At 35.3% G+C, this 25,194-nt stretch carries 21 protein-coding genes; 11 read left to right on the top strand and 10 right to left on the bottom strand.

What is annotated here, in order from left to right:
• The first annotated feature begins 20 nt into the window (after nucleotides 1-20).
• From pxpB to ACFOUY_RS15180, 4 genes are read left to right on the top strand one after another with little or no spacing between them, the layout of a single operon-like run.
• The gene (gene pxpB / locus ACFOUY_RS15195) at nucleotides 21-752 is read left to right on the top strand and encodes a 5-oxoprolinase subunit PxpB (protein WP_378961810.1); all 732 of its coding nucleotides are present in this window, start codon (nucleotides 21-23) and stop codon (nucleotides 750-752) included.
• Entirely contained in the window at nucleotides 749-1,741 is a 993-nt protein-coding gene (locus tag ACFOUY_RS15190) for a 5-oxoprolinase subunit C family protein (protein ID WP_378961808.1), read from the top strand. Before pxpB ends, ACFOUY_RS15190 begins: the two co-directional genes overlap by 4 nt.
• Nucleotides 1,738-2,493, top strand: coding sequence for a LamB/YcsF family protein (locus ACFOUY_RS15185; protein WP_378961806.1), 756 nt, complete (start codon nucleotides 1,738-1,740; stop codon nucleotides 2,491-2,493). Before ACFOUY_RS15190 ends, ACFOUY_RS15185 begins: the two co-directional genes overlap by 4 nt.
• Before the next feature lie 9 nt (nucleotides 2,494-2,502).
• Nucleotides 2,503-3,687, top strand: a complete 1,185-nt coding sequence (locus tag ACFOUY_RS15180; protein WP_378961805.1) for an NRAMP family divalent metal transporter — start codon at nucleotides 2,503-2,505, stop codon at nucleotides 3,685-3,687.
• 85 nt (nucleotides 3,688-3,772) lie between these two features.
• Here the strand turns inward: ACFOUY_RS15180 and ACFOUY_RS15175 are convergent, their stop codons facing one another.
• The gene (locus tag ACFOUY_RS15175; protein WP_378961804.1) at nucleotides 3,773-5,608 is read right to left on the bottom strand and encodes an ABC transporter ATP-binding protein; all 1,836 of its coding nucleotides are present in this window, start codon (nucleotides 5,606-5,608) and stop codon (nucleotides 3,773-3,775) included.
• Nucleotides 5,609-5,686: 78 nt separating this feature from the next.
• Nucleotides 5,687-6,553 (bottom strand): subclass B3 metallo-beta-lactamase, encoded by an 867-nt coding sequence (gene bla / locus ACFOUY_RS15170; RefSeq protein ID WP_452431754.1) that lies wholly within the window; start codon nucleotides 6,551-6,553, stop codon nucleotides 5,687-5,689.
• Between the two features lie 279 nt (nucleotides 6,554-6,832).
• Here bla and ACFOUY_RS15165 point away from each other — a divergent pair, with 279 nt between their 5' ends.
• The 5 genes from ACFOUY_RS15165 to ACFOUY_RS15145 all read left to right on the top strand — a co-directional run bounded on the left by ACFOUY_RS15165 (nucleotide 6,833) and on the right by ACFOUY_RS15145 (nucleotide 10,984).
• Entirely contained in the window at nucleotides 6,833-7,147 is a 315-nt protein-coding gene (locus ACFOUY_RS15165; protein ID WP_378961800.1) for a hypothetical protein, read from the top strand.
• 169 nt (nucleotides 7,148-7,316) lie between these two features.
• Complete coding sequence (locus tag ACFOUY_RS15160) at nucleotides 7,317-7,820, top strand: competence protein CoiA family protein (protein WP_378961798.1); 504 nt, start codon at nucleotides 7,317-7,319, stop codon at nucleotides 7,818-7,820.
• 104 nt (nucleotides 7,821-7,924) lie between these two features.
• Nucleotides 7,925-8,929, top strand: a complete 1,005-nt coding sequence (locus tag ACFOUY_RS15155; RefSeq protein WP_378961795.1) for an LLM class flavin-dependent oxidoreductase — start codon at nucleotides 7,925-7,927, stop codon at nucleotides 8,927-8,929.
• 64 nt (nucleotides 8,930-8,993) lie between these two features.
• The gene (locus ACFOUY_RS15150; RefSeq protein WP_378961794.1) at nucleotides 8,994-10,526 is read left to right on the top strand and encodes a SulP family inorganic anion transporter; all 1,533 of its coding nucleotides are present in this window, start codon (nucleotides 8,994-8,996) and stop codon (nucleotides 10,524-10,526) included.
• Between the two features lie 98 nt (nucleotides 10,527-10,624).
• Entirely contained in the window at nucleotides 10,625-10,984 is a 360-nt protein-coding gene (locus tag ACFOUY_RS15145; RefSeq protein WP_378961792.1) for a hypothetical protein, read from the top strand.
• Between the two features lie 9 nt (nucleotides 10,985-10,993).
• On the opposite strand, the gene ACFOUY_RS15140 is transcribed toward ACFOUY_RS15145, so the two are convergent.
• The 5 genes from ACFOUY_RS15140 to ACFOUY_RS15120 all read right to left on the bottom strand — a co-directional run bounded on the left by ACFOUY_RS15140 (nucleotide 10,994) and on the right by ACFOUY_RS15120 (nucleotide 16,859).
• Nucleotides 10,994-11,197: a hypothetical protein gene (locus ACFOUY_RS15140; protein ID WP_378961790.1), complete on the bottom strand. Its 204-nt coding sequence runs from the start codon at nucleotides 11,195-11,197 to the stop codon at nucleotides 10,994-10,996.
• 610 nt (nucleotides 11,198-11,807) lie between these two features.
• Nucleotides 11,808-12,458: a response regulator gene (locus tag ACFOUY_RS15135; RefSeq protein WP_378961788.1), complete on the bottom strand. Its 651-nt coding sequence runs from the start codon at nucleotides 12,456-12,458 to the stop codon at nucleotides 11,808-11,810.
• 543 nt (nucleotides 12,459-13,001) lie between these two features.
• Entirely contained in the window at nucleotides 13,002-13,739 is a 738-nt protein-coding gene (locus tag ACFOUY_RS15130) for an MIP/aquaporin family protein (RefSeq protein WP_378961787.1), read from the bottom strand.
• Between the two features lie 16 nt (nucleotides 13,740-13,755).
• Nucleotides 13,756-15,246: a glycerol kinase GlpK gene (glpK, locus tag ACFOUY_RS15125; protein WP_378961786.1), complete on the bottom strand. Its 1,491-nt coding sequence runs from the start codon at nucleotides 15,244-15,246 to the stop codon at nucleotides 13,756-13,758.
• Between the two features lie 23 nt (nucleotides 15,247-15,269).
• Complete coding sequence (locus ACFOUY_RS15120) at nucleotides 15,270-16,859, bottom strand: glycerol-3-phosphate dehydrogenase/oxidase (protein WP_378961784.1); 1,590 nt, start codon at nucleotides 16,857-16,859, stop codon at nucleotides 15,270-15,272.
• A gap of 155 nt (nucleotides 16,860-17,014) precedes the next feature.
• On the opposite strand from ACFOUY_RS15120, the gene ACFOUY_RS15115 reads away from it, so the two are divergent.
• Both ACFOUY_RS15115 and ACFOUY_RS15110 read left to right on the top strand, forming a co-directional pair.
• Entirely contained in the window at nucleotides 17,015-17,779 is a 765-nt protein-coding gene (locus ACFOUY_RS15115; RefSeq protein WP_378961783.1) for a DeoR/GlpR family DNA-binding transcription regulator, read from the top strand.
• 40 nt (nucleotides 17,780-17,819) lie between these two features.
• The gene (locus ACFOUY_RS15110; protein ID WP_378961781.1) at nucleotides 17,820-18,212 is read left to right on the top strand and encodes a response regulator transcription factor; all 393 of its coding nucleotides are present in this window, start codon (nucleotides 17,820-17,822) and stop codon (nucleotides 18,210-18,212) included.
• A 67-nt stretch (nucleotides 18,213-18,279) separates the two neighbouring features.
• On the opposite strand, the gene ACFOUY_RS15105 is transcribed toward ACFOUY_RS15110, so the two are convergent.
• The 3 genes from ACFOUY_RS15105 to pta all read right to left on the bottom strand — a co-directional run bounded on the left by ACFOUY_RS15105 (nucleotide 18,280) and on the right by pta (nucleotide 24,308).
• On the bottom strand, nucleotides 18,280-20,886 hold the full coding sequence (locus tag ACFOUY_RS15105) for a DUF7133 domain-containing protein (protein ID WP_378961779.1): 2,607 nt from the start codon (nucleotides 20,884-20,886) through the stop codon (nucleotides 18,280-18,282).
• Nucleotides 20,887-21,017: 131 nt separating this feature from the next.
• Nucleotides 21,018-22,214 carry an acetate/propionate family kinase gene (locus ACFOUY_RS15100; protein ID WP_378961776.1) on the bottom strand — a complete coding sequence of 399 codons (1,197 nt, stop codon included), beginning with the start codon at nucleotides 22,212-22,214 and terminating at the stop codon, nucleotides 21,018-21,020.
• A gap of 3 nt (nucleotides 22,215-22,217) precedes the next feature.
• Nucleotides 22,218-24,308 carry a phosphate acetyltransferase gene (gene pta, locus ACFOUY_RS15095; RefSeq protein ID WP_378961774.1) on the bottom strand — a complete coding sequence of 697 codons (2,091 nt, stop codon included), beginning with the start codon at nucleotides 24,306-24,308 and terminating at the stop codon, nucleotides 22,218-22,220.
• Between the last annotated feature and the right edge of the window lie 886 nt (nucleotides 24,309-25,194).

Raw genomic sequence — 25,194 nt, 5'->3', positions numbered from 1 at the left:
AAGATTTTCCTCCTAATTCTATGACTAAAAATTTTATTTCTGATTTTCCGATGCGTATTTATGCTTTAAGTGAAAAATCAGTTACAATAGAATTTGGCGATAGTATAAGAGAAGATTTATCAGATACGATTTCCGAATTTAATAAAATAATTGTCCAAAATCCTTTCTCTGGATTAACATCTACCGTTCCAGGATATAGTACGCTAAGTATATTCTATAATCCGGTTTTGGTTAAAAAATCTAATTTATCTGGCGAAACCTGTTTCGAAAAAGTATCATCTTATATTAATCTGCTTAGCCTTACAGAGAAAACCGATTCGAGTTTTGTAAGTGATAAAGTAATTATTCCTGTTTTATATGGTGGAGATTTTGGGCAAGATATTTCGCAGGTTGCCAGCAAAAATAATTTAAGAGAGGAAGAAGTTATCGCTTTGCATACAAGTATAGAATACAGGGTTTTTATGATTGGATTTGTTCCGGGTTTTGCCTACTTGGGTGGAATGGATAAAAGAATTTCAACACCAAGAAAGCTGTTTCCAAATCCCAAAATTGCTGCGGGTTCGGTTGGAATTGCAGGAGAGCAAACTGGTATTTATCCAATGGAAACACCTGGCGGTTGGCAAATAATTGGTAGAACACCATTTAAAATGTTCGATGCAAATCGAGATAGTCCGGCGCTTTTAAAAGCTGGAGATACAGTTGTGTTTAAATCAATAAATGCTGATGAATTTAATGATTTAGCTAATTTATGAGAATAAGTATCATTAAGCCGGGCATATTTAGCACCATTCAGGATTTAGGTAGAAATGATTTTCTTGCACAGGCAGTTCCTGTTTCTGGTGCGATGGATAGTTTAGCGCATCGTTTAGCAAACAGGGCAATTGGTAATGACGATTATGCGGCAACAATAGAATTTACTTACGCAGATGCCAGTTTCAAAGCTGAAACGGATATACTCATTTCTTATAGCGGACAAGGCGCTTATCTAAGTTATAATGGAAATATTATGCCTCACAATCGACCTTTGCTTTTTTCGAAAGGTTCAATAATTAAGTTAATTGTTAACGAACAAGGAGTTCGAACCTATGTATCTATTGCAGGAGGTTGGAATGTGCCGGATTTGATGAGAAGCAAAAGTACTTATGTAACCGCAAAATTAGGTGGATTTAATGGTCGCGTTTTGCAGAAAGGAGATGTTTTGGATAGTAATAATGAAATGAATTTTCTTACTTCAACCATCATTAAGCAGCTTTTAAGTAAGCCATATACAAATTGGAGCATTGATACCAGAGATTTAATTCCTTTGGATTTAAAAACCATTAGAGTTGTTCCTTCAAATGAATTTGGCTGGTTTGATGTAGATTCCATTCTTTCTTTTTTATCCAATCCTTATACTGTTGGAATTAAAAGCAATCGCATGGGCTATCAATTGGAAGGAAAAACCTTAAATCGAAAAATAAAAAAAGAGCTTTTAAGTACAGCCGTAACACCCGGAACAATTCAGGTAACGGGGAGCGGCGATGTAATTATTTTAATGGCTGATTGCCAAACCACAGGCGGTTATCCTCGAATTGCCAGGATTGCTGATGTAGATATTTCACTTTGTGCCCAATTAAAGCCAGGAGATATAATAAATTTTTCAGAAATTTCTGCCGATGAAGCCGAACGTTTGTATTTTGAACGGGAAAAGGAATTAGACATAATTACAGATTCTATTAATTTTAAATATAATTGCAAATGAAGCATATAGATATTAATTGCGACATGGGGGAGGCCTTCGGTAATTATTCGATGCCGAATGATATTATTTTAATGGATTACATATCATCTGTTAATATTGCATGTGGTTTTCATGCTGGTGATGCTCATGTTATGCAGGAGACCGTAGCCTTGGCTTTACAAAAAGGCGTGGCCATTGGTGCTCATCCTGGTTTGCAAGATTTGCAAGGTTTCGGGAGGAGAGAAATAAAAATATCGGCAAGAGAAGCTTATCAGATTACACTATACCAAATTGGCGCTTTAAGCGGTTTTGTTAAGGCTGCGGGTGCAAAATTACATCACGTAAAAGCTCACGGTGCGCTTTATAACATGTCTGCTAAAGATGTTGAACTGGCAAAAGCGATTGCCCAAGCTGTTCAAGACTTCGATACACACTTAATTTTATACGGCTTAGCTGGGAGTAAAATGATTGAAGCAGCAAAAGGATTAGGACTTGCTACCGCTTCAGAAGTTTTCGCCGACCGAAGTTATCAGGATGATGGTTCTTTAACACCAAGAACGCAGGCTGGCGCTATGATTGAAGATGAAAAAGAATCTATTAAGCAAGTTTTAGGTTTTGCTGAACAACAAAAAGTAACCTCAATAAACGGCAAGGTAATATCGTTAAAAGCCGAAACGCTTTGTTTACATGGCGATGGTCATCACGCAGTGGAGTTTGCTAAACTAATAACTGAGCAATTTAAAGCTAAAGGCATTGTGATAAAGACACCTTAATAAATTCAAATGAAGAAAAAATACAATTGGAGTGTTCTTTTAGGTGCCGCTTTCTTAATGGCTTCTTCGGCAATTGGTCCGGGGTTTTTAACACAAACGGCAGTTTTTACCGAGCAGCTTGGAGCAAGTTTTGCCTTTGTAATACTTTTATCAATTGTATTAGATGCCGTTGCACAGCTTAACATCTGGCGTATTATTGCCGTTGCCGATAAGCCTGCTCAGGATATTGCCAATCAGGTATTTCCGGGTTTGGGTTACTTTATATCCTTTTTGGTTTTTTTAGGAGGATTGGCTTTTAATATTGGCAACATTGCCGGCGCTGGGCTTGGTTTAAATGTTTTGTTTGGAATAAGTGTAAGTCAGGGTGCAGTGATAAGCGCCATAATTGCAATAGGTATTTTTATTTATAAAGAAGCTGGCAAAGCAATGGATGTTTTTGCTAAAACAATGGGTTTAATTAAAATAGTGCTGGCATTATTTATTGCCTGGATTAGCGATCCGCCTTTAGCCGAGGCTGCAATTAGATCAGTAAATCCGACTCAGTTCAGTTTTACCGCTGTTTTAACTATCGTAGGCGGAACAGTTGGTGGATACATTACATTTTCTGGAGCCCATCGTTTATTAGATGCCAGACAAACTGGTATTGAAAATTTAAGTGCCGTAAATAAAGGCGCTTTGAGTGCAATCGGTTTGGCTTCTTTAATGCGATTACTTCTGTTTATTGCGGCTTTAGGTGTTGTAAGTAAAGGAGTAACACTCGACCCATCAAATCCTGCTGCATCAGTTTTTAAATTAGCCAGCGGCGAATTCGGTTATAAAATATTTGGCGTTGTAATTTGGGCCGCTGGTATTTCTTCTGTTGTAGGTTCTGCCTATACGTCGGTATCATTTATTAAAAGTTTTCACCCTGTGATATTAAAATTTAACCGTGAAATTATCATAACCTTCATCTCTATTTCCTGCGTAATTTTTATCCTAATCGGTAAACCTGTTTCAATATTATTAACGGTTGGTGCAATTAATGGGTTCATTTTACCAATTGCCTTGGGGATAATGCTTGTAGCTGCTTATCGTTCGAAAATTATATCGAGCTACAAACAACCTTTATGGCTTACTTTAACCGGTTTAGGTGTAGTTATTACGATGGTTTGGATGAGTTATGGGACTATTCTACAAATGATCGCCGGGAAGTGAAATTGAGCCTTTTAAATAACTTTCGTTAAAACTGGCGCTTCACTTTCGATGATGTAAATTTATTGACGGTTATTTAATGTAAAAATTACTGATAACCAGCGGCTTGCAATTTAAATAATTCTGCGTATCGTCCATCAGCTTTAAGCAACTCTGAATGTGTTCCAGATTCCAAAAGTGTTCCCTTGTCTAAAACTAAAATTCTATCGGCAAGGCGTGCTGTAGAGAAACGATGCGAAATTAAAACTGCCGATTTTCCTTTGGTTAATTCAGCAAAACGTTGGAAAACTTCGTATTCTGCTCGTGCATCTAAAGCTGCGGTTGGCTCATCAAGTATTAATACTTGAGCATCTTTCATGTAAGCTCTCGCCAATGCTACTTTCTGCCATTCTCCACCAGAAAGCTCAACACCATCATTAAATTTTCTGCCCAGCCATTGTTGGTATGCACCTGGAAGTTTCAATGCAAGCTGGTCGGCAAGGCTTTCTTCGGCTGCTTTTTTAACAAGCGCTTCGTTATCAATTTCTTTAATATTTCCAACGGCTATATTTTGATGAAAGGTCATTTGATAGCGAATATAATCTTGAAAAATAATCCCTAGGTTATGTCTAAGATCATCTAAATCGTAAGTTTTTAAGTCTTTTCCATCAAGCAAAATACGTCCTTCAGTTGGGTCATACAATCTGGCTAAAAGTTTAACTAAAGTTGTTTTTCCTGCACCGTTTTCGCCAACTAAAGCCAATTTTTCTCCAGGTTTAAGTTCGAAGCTCAGGTTTCTGTTTGCCCATCTTTCCGTATTATGATATTGAAATCCAACGTTTTCGAAAACAAAGCCTGTTTTTATTGGATTTGGAAAAGGTAAGGCATTTTCAGGTTTCGTAATCTTTGGTTGGATTTCGAAAAACTCAATAAAATCGTTCAAATAAATTGCGCCTTGCGAAACCATTGTAAATCTGGATAACATGGTTTCCATTAAACTACTTAACTGCCGAAAAGAACCCGCCAGGAAAGTTAAACTTCCTACCGTTGTTTTACCTTGAACCGTGTTGTAAATAATGAAACCATAAGCAGAATAATAACCTAAGGTTCCGAGTACAGAAAAGAAAGTTCCCCAAGCCGAACGCCGAACTGCAAGTTTACTGTTATCTGCATAAAATTTATCTGATAGGGTTTTAAACCTACCAATTATAAAATCAGATAATCCAAAAATCTTTACTTCTTTGGCCGTCTCATCGCTTGCCCCCAAATACCTTACGTAGTCCAGTTCACGCCTTTCTGGTGTCTGGCTTCTCGAAAGTGCATAGTTTTTACTGTTGAAATAAGATTCGCCTAAAAAAGAAGGAATAATAGCGAGTAGCAAAAGAATTATCAGCCATGGATTAAAAGCAATTAATCCCGTAAGCAGAAAAGCCATCGATATAAAGTCCTGCACCTGGCTCATAACTTGCGAAAGCAGCACAGTTCTGCCTATTGTTTGCTGTCTTGCCCGTTCGAGCTTATCGTAAAATACAGAATCCTCAAATTGGTCTAAATCCAAGCTTGCAGCATGTTTCATAATGCGCATTGAGGTATAATTAGAGAACAAATCGCCTAGTAAACTATCCGTTAGGTTGATCATTCGGTTTAATCCATCAGTTAAAATGGCTAGGGCAAATTCTAAAGCTACTAATTCCCATAACCGTTGCATATCGCCGCTAGAAGCACCACTATTTAATGCAACAACTTGGTCTATAATAAGTTTGCCAACATAAAGTAAAGCAAGAGGCATTGCGGAACGCACAATTCTTAATGCAAAACTAATTGAAGTTTTACTTGGGCTACTTTGCCAAACCAGTTTAAAAAAATTAGGTAAATTTTTTAGAGACGATAATCGGTCTCTGAACGATATGTTTTCAATAAGAATTGTATTTCTGTTTTTAGCCATTTAGTATTTTGGGGATAAAAACAAATTTAAAACTATTCCTGCTGATGAATAACAGCTATTTGTAAAATGATAAACCAACTATTTATCTTGAATTTTCTTAGAAAACTCAAGTGATAATTTATTTAGTGATTCATCATACCCCTTTCTATCTATGAAAGCTTTTGGATTGTAGGGCGTATTTTCTTTATGTTTAGTATGAAGATTAAATTGGCTCGCATGTGAAGCCAACCAAATATCAAACGACAATGCTTTCATTTTTTTAAGCGTATTTCTGTAATCATTTTCTATTTGAGGGTATTCAGGAATATCAGAGAATTTTTTATCAGTAACTATGCTTGGTAAATTGGCTATTAATACTTTATATACTTTGTTCTTATCTTTTACTTCAAATAAATAACTGCAAGAACCTTTTGTGTGTCCTGGGTGATGAAGCATTTTCAACTTCATATTTCCAAGGGTGATCATATCACCATCGTTTAATAAGCGGTTTACTTTTACAGGTTTGTAACTGCTATGATTTCCACCAAGTGCATAATCAGAACGACCACCGTCTTCGGCAACTTTAACATCTTTTTTATCCATCATTACAGTTGCATTTGTTAATTTTTGAAAATCAGCCATAGCGCCCATATGGTCGTAGTGCGCTTGCGTGGTAAGCAGTATTTTTGTATCGCTCACTTTAAAACCAAGTGCTTTAATATTATTATTGATTATAGATAAGGAGTTAGCCAAACCCGTATTGATTAAAATATTTCCTTTGTTCGTAGTGATTAGGTAACAGGCAAGATCGTAAGTGCCCACATAATATAAATTACCGGCGATGCAGAAAGGCTTGTAACTTTTCGACCATTCGGCTGGTGTATCATTCGGTTCGATAACTTTTTGAGAAAAGACATGGAAACTTGTAATGGTTAAACCAATTATTATTAAGGCTGTTTTGAATATTATTTTCATAGGAATTAATTGATGCTAAGATAAGTTTTTGATTTATTAATGGCATAAATCTTAATCAGAATATCTTGACTTTGTTAAGTGTTACAAAATCATAATCTTCGACTAATGACATTAAATTTTATTTTACTATAATTCAGTACATTATCCATAGGCTTGTAAAATTCTTTCGTTAATATTTGTTTACTAAAAATATTAGTATAGTTTTGCCGTTGTTTCAACAGGAATTATATCATTTATGTTGAATGATTAAGAATTAATTGAAGATACTTTATGACAGTTACCGTACTTGCTATTACAGAAACTGATTTTGTTCCCGATGTTTCGTTGGCCAGAATAATGAACGAGCGATTAAAACAAGCTGCTGCAGAATTACAAGATATACACTTGCAATCTATGTTATCTATTGGTCAGCGTAAAGATGATTTGGTTGTTTATATAAGTTATAATCCGAAATACACCATTCGGTTTCGAGTGGTAAATGATGTGCCAGAGGAAGTAGAGAATTTTGTCGCGTATACTTGTGGTAACCTTGGTTACATAAAATGGAAAACTAATGTGGTGAACATTTTTAAAGGAAATGAATAGTGGTAAAGAACAAAATATCATTGATTTTTCTGCTGAAGCAGTAGTAAATTTACCTCCACTTTGGGTACCCGAAAAATATTACAAAGAAAGTCCGTAGCACCGCAATTGGAAAAAAGCCTTTCCAGAAAATTATAGAGAAAAAAGTTTTTGTTGCGAAACAACAGGCGAATTGCACAGAGCTGATGTTTTTACGCCTTGTGGCACAGCAATAGAATTTCAAAATTCGCCAATTACTTTAGCGGAAATGCGAAGCAGAGAGGCATTTTACCCGAAATTGGTTTGGATAGTAAACGGAAAAAAGTTTAAAGGTTTCCGTCTCTTGAAAAACCTTCCACATCCAAACGACCCAAAGTTAGCCAATTACGAATTCTGCAACAGCGACCATTTATCAATGGTTAGGAAATCAGAAGTTTTAAGTGATTTTATCAAACCTACAGTTTTAAACTTTTTTCATCCTGAGATAAAAGGTGTTGCTATTACCTCAAATTTCTATCATTTCTGCTGGAAACAGCCTCACGCAGTTTGGTACGAAACAAAGGCACCGATATTCGTCGATTTGGGTGGTCATTTTCTTTATCAAATGAGAACTAGAAAACAGCTATCAGGCGATTACGCGTATTTGGAAATGATAAGTAGGAAGAGTTTTATTGAGCGGTATGTTTGTTTAGGGTAAAACCTAAATAAGAAGTGTTTTCTCAAGGTCATTTGTAATTGTACAACCTTAATTTTGGGTTTTTAAAAGATATTTTTGTTCATCAGATAAAATTCCTGAAAAATATGAACAACAATTCGTTAAAAAATATACCATATTCCGTTCTCGATCTTGCAACCGTTTTAGATGGTTATACCGCTGCCGATACTTTTAAAACGAGTTTAGAAATTGCTCAACAATCAGAAGAATTGGGCTATAATCGTTATTGGTTTGCAGAACATCACAATATGGCGGGTGTTGCTAGCTCGGCAACTGCAATACTAATTGGTTTTGTAGCCGGGGGTACAAAAAGAATTCGTGTAGGCTCTGGCGGTATTATGCTGCCAAACCATGCACCGCTTATTGTTGCAGAGCAATTTGGTACGTTGGCGTCTCTTTATCCAAATCGTATCGATCTGGGATTAGGTAGAGCGCCAGGAACCGACCAGGTAACAGCTATGGCAATAAGAGGCGAAAATTTTAATTCTGCCCATAGTTTTCCCAGAGATGTAGAGCAACTACATCAGCTATTTTCTGCTGATAATTATGGCGCTAAGATACGTGCCATTCCTGGCGAAGGCCTAGATATTCCAATCTGGATTTTAGGTTCGAGTACAGATAGCGCAAGATTAGCCGCCGAAAAGGGTTTGCCTTATGCATTTGCAAGTCATTTCGCTCCAGCTTATTTTGAGCAAGCCATTTCTATTTATCGGAATAATTTTAAGCCATCAGAATTTTTGAAAGAGCCTTATGTTATGGCCTGTGTAAATGTGGTGGCTGCAGATACAGATGAGGAAGCAGAATTATTATCAAGCTCTGTTAAAAGAATGTTTTTAGGTGTGATTACTGGCAGAAGAGAAATGTTAAAACCACCTGTTCAAGATATAAACTCGTATTGGGATCAGCTTGAAAAAGAAGCTGTAGAACAAATGTTGTATTATTCGTTTATTGGTAGCGCCGAAACTATTAAAGGAAATTTACAAGCTTTTGTGTCCAAATATGGGGTTAACGAGATTATGAGTACATCGCATATTTACAATCACAATGCTAAATTACATTCAAACAAGCTTTTCGCAGGTTTATTTAGTTAGTGGTTGTATGTAAAATTGGATAAAATTTTAAAAACTCAGAATCAAATTTACCTTTGTACGAAATATGAAATCGTACCTAAACCTATTCGACTTTAAGCAAAAGGTCAATTATAAAAACGAGATACTTGCCGGATTTACTGTAGCGATGACAATGATGCCAGAATCTTTGTCATTTGCTATTCTTGCTGGCTTCCCTCCATTGGTTGGCTTGTATGCCGCATTTATAATGGGTTTAATTACGTCCATTTTTGGTGGTAGACCTGGATTAATTTCGGGTGGAGCAGGGGCAACCGTAATTGTGTTAATCTCCTTGATGAAATCGAACGGCATTGATTATGTTTTTGCTGCTGTAATTTTAGCTGGATTAATTCAAATCATCGTCGGACTTTTTAAGTTAGGAAAGTTTATAAGATTGGTTCCTCAGCCGGTTATGTACGGTTTTGTTAACGGCCTTGCTGTAATCATATTTATGGCTCAGTTATCGCAATTTAAAACGATTGTAAACGGACAACTTGTTTGGCTCTCTGGAAGTGCATTGTATATAATGGGTGGCTTGGTTTTATTAACCATCTTAATCGTTGCTTTTTTGCCGAAAATAACTAAAGCCATTCCACCATCTTTGGTGGCCATAATTGTGGTATTTCTTCTTGTTTTAGGTTTTAATATCGATACTAAAACCGTAAAAGATATTGCTTCGGTAAGTGGTGGGTTTCCTCCCTTTCATATTCCTAAAATTCCTTTCGAATTTGAAACTTTAAAAATTATTTTCCCGTATGCGCTTATAATGGCAGGGGTGGGGTTAACAGAAGGTTTATTAACGCTTAATCTTGTTGACGAAATTACAGCTACAAAAGGGAATAGTAACAGGGAATGTATTGCGCAAGGAACTGCAAATATTGCAAATGGCTTTTTCTTTGGAATGGGCGGCTGTCCAATGATTGCCCAAACTCTAGTAAATCTTTCTGCTGGTTCTAGAGCTCGTTTGTCGGGTATAATTGCGTCGCTAACCATTCTTTTAATTATTCTTTTTGGCGCACCTATAATTGAGCGTGTACCAATGGCTGCATTAACTGGTGTTATGATTATGGTTGCCATCGGAACATTTGAATGGGTAAGTTTTAGAATTATAAATAAAATGCCGAAGCAAGATATCGTTATTGGAGTTTTAGTCGCTTTGATTACCATTTTTCTTCATAATCTTGCTCTTGCTGTCTTAGTTGGTGTTATTATATCTGCCTTAGTATTTTCTTGGGAAAGCGCAAAGCGAATAAGAGCTAAAAAATATGTTGATGCTAATGGGGTAAAACATTATGAAATTTTTGGTCCATTATTTTTCGCATCAGTTTCTGCCTTTAACGATAAATTTGATGTAGCGAATGATCCGAATGAAGTTGTAATCGATTTTTCTGAAAGCAGAGTTGCCGATATGAGTGGAATTGATGCGTTGGATAAATTAACTACAAGATATGCAGAAGCTGGAAAGCAATTGTTTTTGAGAGGTTTAAGTGCAGACTGTAGAACTTTATTAAAAAATGCCGAAGCAGTTATTGAAGTTAATATAATTGACGATCCAAATTACATTGTTGTTAGTAAGTGATGAATTATTTGCCTCATAAGTAAATAAACATTCTATTTTCGATTAATAAAAACCTTAATTTTTTTTTAGTGTTGAAATAGTACATTAAAGAAAAGATTATGGTTAAAAAGAATACAAATCAAAGTATCAAAAATAAATTAATAATACAAGGTATACAGCTTGTAGGTAATGCTGCTGGTGTAAACGCAAGTAAATACAGAACCAAGAAAGCAATTGAGAAAAATTTAAGTCTTGTGAACAGCTTAATGAGGGCTGGCTTTACACACAAAAACAATTCTGAATCTAACTTAAATAAAAATATAGAACTTGCAGGGCTAGGTGGAATTGCACTTTATAATTTTTATAAAGGAATTAAAAGAAAACAGAGAGCACTAATAATTCAGGGCGCTTTCTTATCAACAGCTTTATTATTTGTTGTATTAACGAGCAATAAATTAAGTAGAAAAACTACTTTCTGATTTCTTAAATTAAAGCTGTTTAGCTAAGAAATTTTGTGGTGTCTGATTATACGATAAACTAAAATCATAACGACGAGTTTCATAATCCATAGCTAAACGGCTTAATGATTTTAATTCTTCAAAATCTGAATTTTTATAAACCGAAAGAGAAGAAAGTGAGGCTATACGGCGAATAATTTGTTTGTATTCTGCATCTGTTACAATAGATTTCATAATAAAGAGGTCTAAATAATATTTGGTTGTTTCCAAAAATCAGCAATAGAACAACATATACATTACAAAAGTTTTGCACCAATGTTAATATGTTTTAAATTTAGTTGCCACTGGGCAACATAATATTGAGGATTATTATCTCTGGCTTTTGGTATTCTACTATTGACGTTATATAAACTGATGTTTTAAACCATGTAAACCATGTAAGGCATCTAAGAAAATCTAAGTTGCTCCATGTTCTGTGTCTTCACAGAACATAATCATTCATTCCCTTAGTTTACTTACAGTTAATGTCACTTATATTGATTTTTATGAAATAAATTACCCCCTCAGCTTGACTGGACGTCTTAAGACTTTAATAGGTATTTATTTCACAACCTTTCTATTGCTTTACGATTCCCTTTTTCACGGGAATGACGTATGGGGGCGTCATGCTCAGCTTGACTGGGCATCTTAATGCTTTAGCTGGTGTTTATTTTTAACCTTTCTATCTTTTTACGATTCTCGTTTTCACGAGAATGACGACCGCTCAAAATATTATTCTGCTAACAGTACTTCAAAATCAATTTTGATACTGCCTCTTTATAAAAAATAATATTTAAACACTTCATTAATCTATTCCTAAAAAGATTTTATTTTCAATTACGTATTTAACTAATGTAGCAGTGTTATTTAGTCCAAGTTTATTTAAAATGTTTTTCCGATGGGTATCAACTGTTCTAATGCTTAGAAATAGTATGTCGGCAATTTCGGAGTTAGTATTACCCTCAGTTATAAGTTTAACTATTTCTATTTCTCTGGTAGATAGTATTTTATGGTTGCTTTTTTTTGAGTAATCTTTACGCTCATTTATAAATTCTTCTAGCACCGCTTGTATTTCATTGGTTACGTAGTATTTTCCTTTAGAAACCTCATCAATAGCATTAAATAATGTTATATCATCAGTATTTTTAAATAGATAAGAATTTGCACCCGCCTCTAGCATACGTAGCACAGTTTTTCTATCTGCAGACATCGATAAAATGATAACTTTTATTTCCGGAAAATCAGTCTTGATTATTTGTAATGTTTGATAACCGTTTAATAAAGGCATGTTAATGTCAAGCAATACAACATCAGGTTTGTCTTTTTTAATCAGTTCTATAGCCTCTAAGCCATTATTAGCCGTTGCAAATACGTTAAAATCTGGTCGAGCAGCTAAAATAAGCTTCAAGCCATTTATCATCATCGAATGATCGTCTGCGATAAGTATTTTAACCATTAATTTAGAGTTTAATGTTGTTATAATCTTTCACTTTCCAGCCTCTTTTCAATGAGGCACGCTTATTTATAATGGGTTGTTTTAATAAAACTAGTGTTTTTTTATTTATTGTGCCTGAATTTATTCTTCACATTAGTAAAAAAAAGTACAGGATTTAATCTGCGAACTTAGATTTTAATTATCTAAAGTGGTCACATTTTATTTTTGAATAAATATTATCGATGCTGTGCTGATAATTTGGGATTGCATATAAGGAAAGCAATAACGCACCAGCGCTAGCAGAAAAAACGGATAATTAAATGGAGCTTTAAATGCATTAGCATGGGGCTAATAGAAAACGAAGTTGTGATTTGATGTCAGGAAAAATAAAAAGGGGATAGACTAATTAAAGCCTATCCCATATCTAAACCCAAACATGCGCTCAAACATGAATGAATCATTTAAGAAACAAAGGTATTGATTATTGGTTTCAACTTATAAAATTAGATGGTAAAAATTAGGTTAGCTTGACATTAAAGCATTTTTATCGCAAAAAAAAGACGATTATTTGCTGCTTAATGCAATAAATAACAATGCAGCCAGTGTAGAACCAATGATTGGGCCAACAATGGGAATCCAGGCATAAGACCAATCGCTATCACCTTTGCCTTTCATCGGGATTAAACTATGAATAATTCTTGGACCTAAATCTCTTGCCGGATTTATCGCATAGCCTGTAGTTCCACCTAAAGCAAGACCAATAACCCAAACTAGAAATGCTACAGGAATTGCACCAATAGAACCTAAACCGATCGGTGTTACTTCTTTTGTGCCCAAAGTGGCATCTGTTAAATAAAAGATTACGAATATTAAAACGAAAGTTCCAATAATTTCGGAGAAGAGATTAGAAAATTTGTTTCTTATGGCTGGTGCTGTGGCAAATGGTGCTGCTTTTAAACCTTTTTCATCAGTCGCATCGAAATGGTCCTTATAAGTTATCCAAACTAATAAAGCGCCAAACATTGCACCACTAATTTGAGCAATAATGTAAAAAGGCACTTTAGCCCAATCAAATCCTTTTCCTATAGCCAAACCTAGTGTTACAACTGGGTTTAAATGCGCACCACTATATGGTCCTGCAACAACCACCCCAACAAAAACAGCAAGTGCCCAAGCCGTTGTAATAACTATCCAGCCACTATTGTTACCTTTTGTATCTTTTAATACCACATTGGCAACTACACCGTTACCCAATAAAATCATAAGCGCTGTGCCTACAAATTCTGCTAAATATGCATTCATATCAATATTTTTATCGTTAATCTTCAGCGCAAACTCGTGCCGCACGTACAGCTCTATTCCAACCTTTGATTCTTTCAGTGTTATCTATTCCCTCTGGTGCAGAAAATGTTTTGTTAATCTTCCATTGAGAACGAATTTCATCAATACTACCCCAAAACCCAGTTGCTAAACCAGCAAGGTAAGCAGCACCGATGGCTGTAACTTCGGTAACCTCTGGTCTTATAACTTTACATTTTAGTAAATCGGCTTGAAATTGCATTAATAAATTATTTGCAGTAGCGCCACCATCAACACGTAATTCGGCAATACTTACATCTGCATCGGCTTCCATAGCTTTTAAAACATCCATAGTTTGGTAAGCTATACTTTCTAATGCAGCTCTGGCTATATGCGATTTGTTTGTTCCGCGAGTTAAGCCCGTAATTGTTCCACGGGCATGTTGATCCCAGTGAGGAGCGCCTAAACCTGCAAATGCTGGCACAACATAAACACCCTGGGTATCTGGAACTTTTTTAGCAAGTGTTTCTACATCAGCCGATTTCGAAATGAAGCCCATCTCATCTCTTAACCATTGCACAACTGCACCACCAATAAAAATACTACCTTCTAGTGCATAACAAACTTCGCCATTAATTTTCCATGCTATGGTTGTTAGCAGATTGTTTGATGACATTTTAGGCTCTTTTCCTATGTTCATCAACATAAAACAGCCGGTTCCATAAGTGTTTTTTACCATTCCCGGCTCTATACACATTTGTCCGAATAACGCAGATTGCTGATCGCCTGCAATGCCTGCAATAGGCATTTTTGCCGCTAAAATATTTCCGGCAGTTTCTCCATAAACCTCGCTCGACGATTTTACCTCGGGCAGCATTTGTTTTGGAATGCCAAATAAATCCAACAGTTCATTATCCCATTCTAAAGTATGGATGTTATAAATCATTGTTCTCGATGCATTTGTAACATCTGTTACGTGAGTTTTGCCAGCCGTTAATTTCCATATTAACCAACTATCAATAGTTCCGAAAGCCAATTTACCAGCTTCTGCCTTTTCTCTTGCTCCATCAACATTATCTAAAATCCATTTTGCTTTTGTTGCCGAGAAATATGAATCGATAATTAAACCTGTCTTTTCCTGGATATTTTTTGCTAAACCTTTAGCCTTGATTTCATCGCAATAGGCTGATGTTCTTCTATCTTGCCAAACTATTGCATTGTAAACGGGTATTCCGGTTTCTTTATCCCAAACAACAGTTGTTTCTCGTTGATTAGTGATACCGATAGAATTTATATCTCTGGCGGATAAACCAGCTTTAACGATAACTTCTGCAGCAACAGATAATTGTGTTGTCCATATCTCCATAGGGTCATGCTCAACCCAGCCAGCATGAGGATAAATTTGCGTAAATTCTCTCTGCGCAATGGCTACAATTTCACCATCGTGGTTAAATATAATTGCCCTCGAACTTGTGGTTCCTTGATCGAGCGACAGGATAAACTTGCTCATAATATTAAAAATTTGGTTAGGTATTATTTGGCTAAAGCCGCTTCTTTATTGTTTGTAGATTGATATATATAACCCGAAGCCAATTTATTAAAAATTTCGACCTGGTTATTTTTCCACTCATTATCTGTGTGTAACTCTTTTGCTAATATCGAAGCAACTCTTTCGCTCATTTCCATTGCTGCTCTTGCATCAATAAATAAAATGCGTAATCTTCTACTCAATATATCTTCCACAGTTTCGGCCATTTCGTATCTGATTGCCCAAACAACTTCAGCTTCGGTGTACGGAAAATCTTGGTGAAGTTTTTTGCTTAATTCAGGATTTTCTTTAATTAAAGCTTCGATTTTAACTTTGTCTGTTCCATAGATATCTAAATAATTATCATCTCTGAAATCGCTGCAGCCGTGTATTTTTAGGTTTTTGGTTACACAGTTTTTATTCGGAAGGTTTGCTTCAATAATGGCTAAATCAACTGTTTCTTCAGCCATTCGGCGATAAGTTGTCCACTTGCCACCTGTAATTGTAATTAACCCTTTTGCCGATACAATTAATTTATGGTCGCGACTTATTTCTTTCGTACTATTACTACCCGTTTTGGTAGGAGCGGCGAGTGGCCTCAATCCAGAAAATACACTTAAAATATCTTTCTCGGTAGGTTTATGATTAAAATAAGCTGAGGCTGTTGCTAAAATAAAATCAACCTCTTCTTTTAAAGCTCTTGGTTCTAAACTATGCTCGTTTAAAGGCGTATCAGTTGTACCAACTAATAAATGTTTATGCCATGGAACTGCAAATAAAACCCTTCCGTCAGACGTTTTTGGAATCATTAATGCCGATTCACTATTTAGAAATTTTCTATCTAAAACTAAATGCACACCCTGACTAGGACGAACCATATTCTTAGAGTTGGGGTTGTTCATTTTCAAAATATCATCAACAAAAACTCCGGTAGCGTTAATCACAACTTTTCCCTTAAAGATTGATTTTTTAGCTGTTAATATATCTTCTGTTTCAATTCCTGTAATGGTTTGCCCATTTTTTTTTAAAGAAATAACTTTTGTATAGTTTAGTAGCGTGGCTCCATTTTCAATAGCAGTTTGAGCAATATTAATTGCAAGTCTTGCATCATCAAATTTTCCATCAAAATATCTAATCGAACCTTTTAATCCTTTAGCTTTAATTTCGGGTATTACCGAAAGCGTTTCGTCTTTTGATAAAAACTTAGATTTTCCGAAGCTATATTTGCCTGCAAGCCAATCGTATAATGTTAAACCTGTTAAGTATTTAATTACTGAAAACCAACTATAGCAAGGTATAATAAATTCTTCTTTATTAACTAAGTGAGCGGCATTTTGCTGTAGAAGTCCGCGTTCTTGTAAGGCATGTTTAACCAATCCAATATCACCTTGTGCTAAATAACGAACACCTCCATGAACTAGTTTTGTACTTCTGCTCGATGTTCCTTTTGCAAAATCAGACTGTTCTACCAATAAAGTTTTAAAGCCGCGACTGGCAGCATCTAGCGCTGTACCTAAGCCAGTAGCGCCACCACCAATAATGATGATATCCCAAATTATATTTTCAGAAATTATAGGGTTGTGATTTCTCTTCATTTAAAACAAAAAACAATAAAACGAAACAATACGCAAGTATAGTTAATAGTAATCGAAATAATATAATATCAGCGTTAAAAAATTATTATTTAATTTCTCCAAATGATTTAGCAAATTGCTTATTTTGTCGCTCTGCAAAAACATGTGCACATATTATGATGAATCTAGCCGAAAGACACCAGTTAATTTTAAGCCGTTTACAAAGGGATCAATACATAAATGTTGTTGATCTATGTAAGGAATTGAAAGTTTCATCTGTTACTATTAGAAAGGATTTAAAACTGCTCGAAGATAAAAGCCTGCTTTTTAGAACACATGGTGGTGCTACAATGAATAATCCTTACACGGTTGATAGGCCTGTGAATGAAAAAGAAAAAATTCAATCATCAGAAAAAAATAAAATAGGTGCAGCAGCAGTAGAATTATTAAACGATAACGATTCGATTGTAATTGCATCGGGAACAACTGTGTTGTATTTTGCTAAAAATATTCAGTCTGCAATTAACTTAACTGTTGTAACATCTGCTTTAAATGTAGCGTTAGAGTTAATGAGGGAGCCGAGTATAGAGGTTATTCAACTCGGCGGTTTATTAAGAAAAAGTTCTTCATCTGTTATGGGTAATTATGCAGAACAAGTTCTGCAGGACTTTTATTTTAACAAGTTATTTTTAGGTGTTGATGGAATTGATTTAGACTTCGGTTTAACTACAACTAATGCTATGGAAGCTCAATTAAATCGTAAAATGATTAGTGCTTCTCAGAAAATAATCGTGCTAGCAGATTCTACTAAATTCGGTAAACGAGGCTTTGGTAAAATATGTGGTTTAGAAGAAATTGATCACATTATAACGGATAAAGGAATTTCTGAGCAAATTGTAAAACATTTAGAAGGTTTAGGTGTTAGTGTTACTATTGTATAGTGAGAATATCTTTATAATTAAACCAAAACTATAATTTGAAATGTCTAAAAAACGAATACACATTTTAGAAGACGATCAGGAAATAAGAAACGTGATTGAAATTCTACTGAAAGAAGAAGGATTTGAGCTTCAATTATCATCATCATTTTCGGAATTAAAAAAAAATATTAAGGATGCAATGCCAGACTTATTTTTGCTTGACGTAATGCTACCTGATGGGAACGGTGCTGAAATTTGCCAGGATTTGAAAACGGATATGTTTACTAAACACATTCCAATTATTGTAATGTCAGCACAAAATAATAGCGAGCAAAAAGCAATCGATGCCTTCGCAGATGATTATATCAGCAAGCCATTTGATATTGATAATGTACTAAAAAGGATAAATGCTCAGATAGATAAAAGCAGAGCAGGGAAACCTGAAAATGCTTAACATTCGAGTATTTTAAACAAAAAGGAGGTAATTTATTGCCTCCTTTTTGTTTAAAATTGGGTTTTACTTATTTTTTCTGTTGAGATAGGAAAGTGACTAGTGAAGCCAATTCTTCGTAAGATAATGAATTAGCCAAACCTGCTGGCATCATAGAATTTTCCATTTCTTTTCGAGACAAAATATCGCTGGTTTTAATTGTAAATACTTCACCTGCAATATTTCTGATAACTATTTTGACAGCCGTTTCTTCGGTTATAAAACCCATATAAGTTTTATCTCCCTTTGCAGTTATCATTACAGAAGCAAATCCTTGAGAAATTGAGGCATCTGGTTTAAGGATAGATTCTGCAATTTGTTCACGATTCATAATAGACCCAATTTGCCCCATAAACGGACCTTTCATTTTCTCACTTCTGTTTAAACTATGACAAGCAATACAGCCTTGATTATTAAATATATTTCTTCCCTTCAAAGCATCGCCAGGTAATTTATTTATGGCCAGCAGAACATCTTCTATTGATGATTTTCCAACCTGACCTTTGGTGTTTTTTATTTTTTCCAAATCAATTTTTGGTTCTTCGCTAGCTGAAAGTTTTTCTTCAATGGCAAATGAGGGAATATCTAATCTGTTTCTTTCACTTAAATCGGCAAAAAACTGCTTTCCAAATCCTTTAGGTTTAACTGATTCTGAAACTAAAAATTTCTCAATAATAGGAGAGGATTCCCAGCTAATTGCTTTAAAATAAGGACCGTGAGAATCTGGTCTGGTTCCCCACCACCAAGAAGCATCATAAGCAGCCTCCTTTTTGTAAAGACGAGCTAAAGTTGTTAATATTTGTTTTTTCAGTTTCTCACTTTTCGTTTTAGAATAATGCGCCATTAAACCATTAACGGCTTTTTCGTTATGCATATATCGTAATGCCCATAAAGCCAAATCAGAATTTTCTGTTTCTATTGCGGCCAGGCAAGCATCAGTAGCTTGCAGGCTTACTAAAGCTTTTACAGCTAAGTGTGGTAAAATAATTGCAGCGTTTGGTGTAGCATGTGCACCTTCTGTGTTTTTTGCTGGCTCAGCAAAATTTGACGATACCTTAATTCGCAGCAGTGTAGAAATAGCTTCTCTTCTTTCTAATCTATTTAAACCAATAATAGCGGCCGATTGAACTCGTGAATCACCATTGTTCAAGCCTTCTAAAAACGGTTCTAATGGAACTTTATCTATTTGTGATTTACGATCTACCAAAGCTTTTAACGCAAATTCCTGAACAGCTTTATCTTTTGTGAGTTTTACTAATTCGGCTATTCCATTCTCTTTGGTTAATTGTGCATAAGTAAATATGGCAGCAACTCTTGCGTAAAGCGGTGAAGTTGTATCGTTTGCTATTTTTAGTGTTGTAGAAATAGCCTGTCTGCTTCCACGAAGTAATAATTCTTGGGAAGCGCTTAAACGAGCAACCGCACTATTTGATTCTAGCATAATTGCTAATTCCTTAATCGATTCCTTTTTTATATTTGGAAAAGACTTATATGTCCAGTTATTGGGTACAGCTCTAATTACATAGCCTTTATTTGGACTACCAGAATACCCTGCTCCATCCCAGGCAGATAAATATAATCTTCCAGAACCATCAACATCTAAATCTGTAATTTGAGCTATTTTAAGAAATTCTTCATCTTTTTGAGTAAATGTTGCACCATCAGGATTAACTCTATGAATGTAAAGCATACTTCTTCCCCAATCAGCCATCATTGGTACATTGTTGTATTTTTCTGGCCAAGTTGGTTCATTCATAAATAAAGCTCCGGTGCCAGAACCGCCACCTAAATCTGCAAGTGCGGGAATGATTTCATCAGTAAAATGTTGAAATAAAACAGGATAGCCGTATTCTCCGGTTTGAATATGATGTGAGAATCGAACATTCCAGCCACCCCCATCATTTGTATTTTCCCTGGTGAAAACATTCATGTAAGGATCGATAGCAACATCATAAACATTTCGTGTTCCGTGTGTAAACACTTCCATTTCGGTTCCATCAGGGCGTACACGTAATATGCCTCCACCTAACATGGTTAGTTTTTTACCAGAACGATCTACAGCATCATGAAAGCCAAAATCACCAACAGATATATAAATCCAACCATCAATGCCCATTCTTATGCCATTAGTTGCGTGGTCTGTTCCACGTTCTCTAATATATTTTGCGTTGCTTAAGTTTTCTATTAATGGTTTTGATGGACCGTCTGCTTTGCCATCACCATCATTATCTTCAAAAAGAACTAAATCCATTCCTGTTGCAAGACCGCTTTGTTTTGAAAATGTTGTATGAAGAACAAATACTTTATTTTCTTGAACAATGATGCCTCGTGGATTATCGACCATTGCAAATTCGATATGTTTATCCATTTTGCCATCATTGTTTTCATCAATAAGCTTAAGGATACGACCTTTGCCAGGGTCTTTTCCTAATGAGCCTATCATATCTACGCCGACAAATACCTCACCAGTTGGAGCAACCGCTAAACACGCAGGGCTTGGAGTAACATCAGGCCCCGAAAAGGTTGAAATTGTTAGTTCGGAAGCTGGAGGATTAATTCTTTTTTTATTACTAAAAAGGCTTGTTAAGCCTGAAATTATAATGATTGAATAAATAACGCTTAGTGAAAGTTTTAGCATTTTAGGTTAATAGTGTTTTTCTAAATGAGGGTTTAATTAACCCAATAATATGTAAAAAAAAAATATGTCACGGATTTCCATTTAAATGTTACACATTTTCTTTCTCAAAAGAATTACTTAAACTAAAAATTTTAATTAAGTAAGTTAAAGCATTGGTTTGCAATTTCGTATTCTTCATTAGTTGGAACAACTAATACCTTGACTTTAGAATTCGTTTGACTAATTTCTGTTAACTGACTCTTGTAATTTCTGTTTTTATTGAGGTCTAATTGTATTCCTAAGTAACTTAATTCATCGCAAACAGCAGCCCTCATATCTAAATCGTTTTCACCAACACCTGCTGTAAAAATAACAGCATCTATTCCATTTAAAACTGCAGCGTAAGAACCTATAAATTTTTTAATTCTGTAGGCGTAAAGTTCTAAAGCGAGTTTAGCAGCTTCATTGCCTTCATTTACTAATTTTCTAATATCCCGCATGTCGCTTGAACCACCAACGCCAAGTAAACCAGATTGTTTGTTTAGTAAAGTGCTAAGCTGCTCTAAAGTATAACCCGAATGTTCCATTAAATGAAAAATAACCGATGGATCTATGTCGCCTGAACGTGTGCCCATCATTAAACCACTTAAAGGACCAAAACCCATGCTTGTATCTATCGATTTGCCATTTTTTATAGCCGTAATACTGCAACCATTTCCTAGATGAACACTAATTATTTTAGATTCTGATTTGCCGAGCCATTTAATAGCTTGCTCGCTAACATATTTATGGCTTGTTCCGTGGAAACCATAAACTCTGATTCCGTGTTCTTTGTAATACCATTCCGGAATTGCATATCTATAGGCTTGCTGTGGGATGGATTGATGGAAAGCAGTATCAAAAACCGCGACTTGTTTTGCAGCAAAGAATGTTTGTTCTGCTACTTCAATACATTTATAATTAACTGGATTATGAAGAGGCGCTAAAGAAAACAACTTTTTAATCTGCTGTTTAACTTCATCATTAATCAAAGTTGCCCCAGCAAAATGTTCGCCTCCATGCACAACGCGATGCCCAACTGCAACAATATCTTCAGGTTTTGCAATAATGGCATGTTCGCCTTCAGAAAGAAGCGCTAAAACTTGTTTTAATCCTTCGCCATGATTAGAAATAAAAGCATCTTTTTCTAAAGTATATTTTTCTCCATTTGGGTATACTGTATGCTTGATAAATGATCCTTCAATACCTATTCTTTCAACTAATCCACTACAAACAGGTTGCTGTAAAGGCATTTTAAAGAGTTGATATTTAATTGAACTGCTTCCTGAATTGATAACTAAAATATTCATAAATTATTTAATATCTTGACATTGAATTGCGGTTATGACTACTGTATTGAAAATATCGTCGACAGTACAGCCTCTACTTAAATCGTTAATCGGTTTATTTAACCCTTGAAGCATTGGGCCTATGGCAAGTGCACCAGTTTCTCTTTGCACTGCTTTGTACGTATTGTTTCCAGTGTTTAAATCCGGGAAAATTAATACACTCGCTCTTCCTGCAACTTCCGAACCGGGTAGTTTTTGTTTCCCAACTAAAGGATCAACCGCTGCATCATATTGAATTGGACCTTCGATTTTAAGTTCAGGATGCCTGGCTTTTACAATTGCAGTCGCTTCTCTAACTCGCTCTACATCTTCACCCTCGCCCGATGTACCTGAAGAGTAAGATAACATTGCTATTCTAGGTTCTATGCCAAACTTTGAACTGCTTTCAGCCGATGAAATTGCAATTTCTGCAAGTTGTTGAGCCGTTGGGTTTGGATTGACAGCACAATCGCCAAATATGGCAACTCGCTCTGGCAAACACATAAAAAATATAGAAGATACAACTGAAACTCCAGGTTTGGTTTTTACGAATTGTAAAGCAGGTCTGATGGTATGCTGGGTAGTATGAACGGCTCCAGAAACCATTCCGTCTGCATCACCTTTATAAACCATCATAGTTCCGAAATAAGATACATCAGTCATCATATCTCTTGCCATTTCCATATTTACATTTTTAGCCTTGCGTAACTCGTATAAAGTTTCAACATAATTATCATATTTTTCTGAAAGTGCCGGGTTATGGATATTTATGGAATTTACATCTAAATTCAGCCCCAAACGTTTTATTGATGTTCCGATTTCGATTGGGTCGCCCAGCAAAGTGATATTTACAATATCTTGAGTTATTAATTTTTCTACAGCCTTTAAAATTCGCTCGTCGTTACCTTCTGGTAAAACAATATGCTTTTTCTCACTTTTTGCCCATTTAACTAATTGATATTGAAACATGTGAGGTGTTATGCCTTGGTAACTAAAGGTGATGATTTTATCATCCAAAGCTTTTAAATCGACATACTTTTCAAATAACTCAATTGCTAATGCAATTTTCTTTTTATTATCAATGGTTATTTTTGAATGGATAGCTCCAATTGCAGTGGTTGTTTCGAAAGTTCCTTTCTGAACTGAAACAATTGGAATAATAGTTTGAAGACCTTCAATAAGCCTAATCATAGGTTCGTCGGGTAAGCTACCTGCCGTTAACACAATTCCCGCCACTTTTGGGTAGTTTGCAGAGAGATTTGCCTGTAGAGAACCTATTATGATATCGCCACGGTCGCCAGGTGTAACAATAAGAAGATTATCTTTAATATGACGTAGAAAATTAGGCAGCATCATAGCTCCGGTTACAAAATTATCTACCTGGTTATCCATTAAGTCTGCTCCAAAAAGAACTTCTGCATCAAGTGCCGCAGTAATTTCTTTCATTGTAGGGCTTTGAAGACCGTTTTCTATCGGTATTACTGAAATCAGTAATTCAGGTGGGAGTTGGTTCGTTAAAGCTTGTTTAATGCGGTCTGCCTCTTCAGGATTTACCATATTGGCCACAACACCTAAAACCTGTACATCCCTTAATAAAAAGTTGCGATAGATATTAATGGCCGTTTTAAAAAGCTGACTTGCTGATTTATTTTTACCAGAAACAACGATTAAAACAGGTGCCCCGAGGTTTTTTGCCATTAAAGCGTTTGATTCGAATTCAAACGCCATGCCTTCACCTAAAAAATCGCTTCCTTCGATAACTGTAAAATCGTAGTTGTCCTCTAGTTTTTTGTATTTACTGATAATTGTATTAATTATCTCGCCGCTATTTTCTGCTTGATGAAGCATATCTTGCCTTGTAAATGCAAAAGCATCTTCATACTTAACAGGAAGAGAGAAATAATCGAGCATAGCTTCAACGTGTTGATCCTTTTCATTCGGATCGTCTTGTGCAATAATTGGTTTGAAATAACCAACTTTTTTTGTTTTTGTCAGTAACATATTGATCATTCCGAAAGCAATTACCGACTTTCCGGTGTAGGGTTCTGCTGAAGCTATAAATATATTCTTAGTCATACGAAGGGTTGATATTTTGTATTGTTAAAACAATTGTGGCCAATATAGTTGGAAAATTTTGAATTAAAAATGATAGATTTATTTTATTTGTAATTATTCTAAATACGCCTTTTAAGGTATTTCACTGATAGATTTTCCTTGTTTAGAACCCAAACCTGGTTAACTAAGCAACTAATTTGTTATCAATAATACAGCCCGGATATCTTTTTTGATACGGCAACGTTTGAAGGGGGAATTTGAAGTTTAAACAAAATTTGGGGATGTGTGAGCGGGTTTGTTGCTAACGACCTAAGATGGAAATTGATAAACAAATCTTTTTAATTTAATCCAAGTTCTTTGAATTAAATTAAACAATTACTGGTCGTATATGTTAAATAAACAAGGCAGAAGACATACTTTGGTCTTACGGCATCGGTAAAACTCTAAATAATATTTTTAATTTTGACAATTATTTCATTAGCTCTTTTAAATTTATATTTGCCAGGAACAATGTTGTACAAATATAGGTCTATCGGCTGCTCAGTGTCAATTGTCATTTACGGCCATATTTCGTATGCAACAGATAGAAAACACTAAGAAACTTCTTGAATCCTCTGAGTATTTCTACATTATTACTTGTGGAATGAATGGAAACTACACCTACGTAAATCCCCACTACGCGAATTACTTCTCTTATATTCATCAAAACTTTATTGGCCAGCCTTATTATATCACTATGCATGAGGATGACCGTAATACCTGCCAAGAAATTTCTGAAAAGTGTTTTGCAAACCCGGGTAGTCTGGAATTGCAATAGTATACTAGAGGTTTTTTTATTGTCAGATTATTTTTTTTGAGAAGCATTACTTTAGATTCCGCTAAAAAATGGATATTAAGCTGCTTTTTC

Origin of the sequence: Pedobacter jamesrossensis (assembly GCF_042650905.1) — a bacterium.
GTDB lineage: Bacteria > Bacteroidota > Bacteroidia > Sphingobacteriales > Sphingobacteriaceae > Pedobacter > Pedobacter jamesrossensis.
The sequence above is the reverse complement of the archived record's forward strand: the minus strand, read 5'-3'. Positions and strand labels throughout refer to the sequence as shown.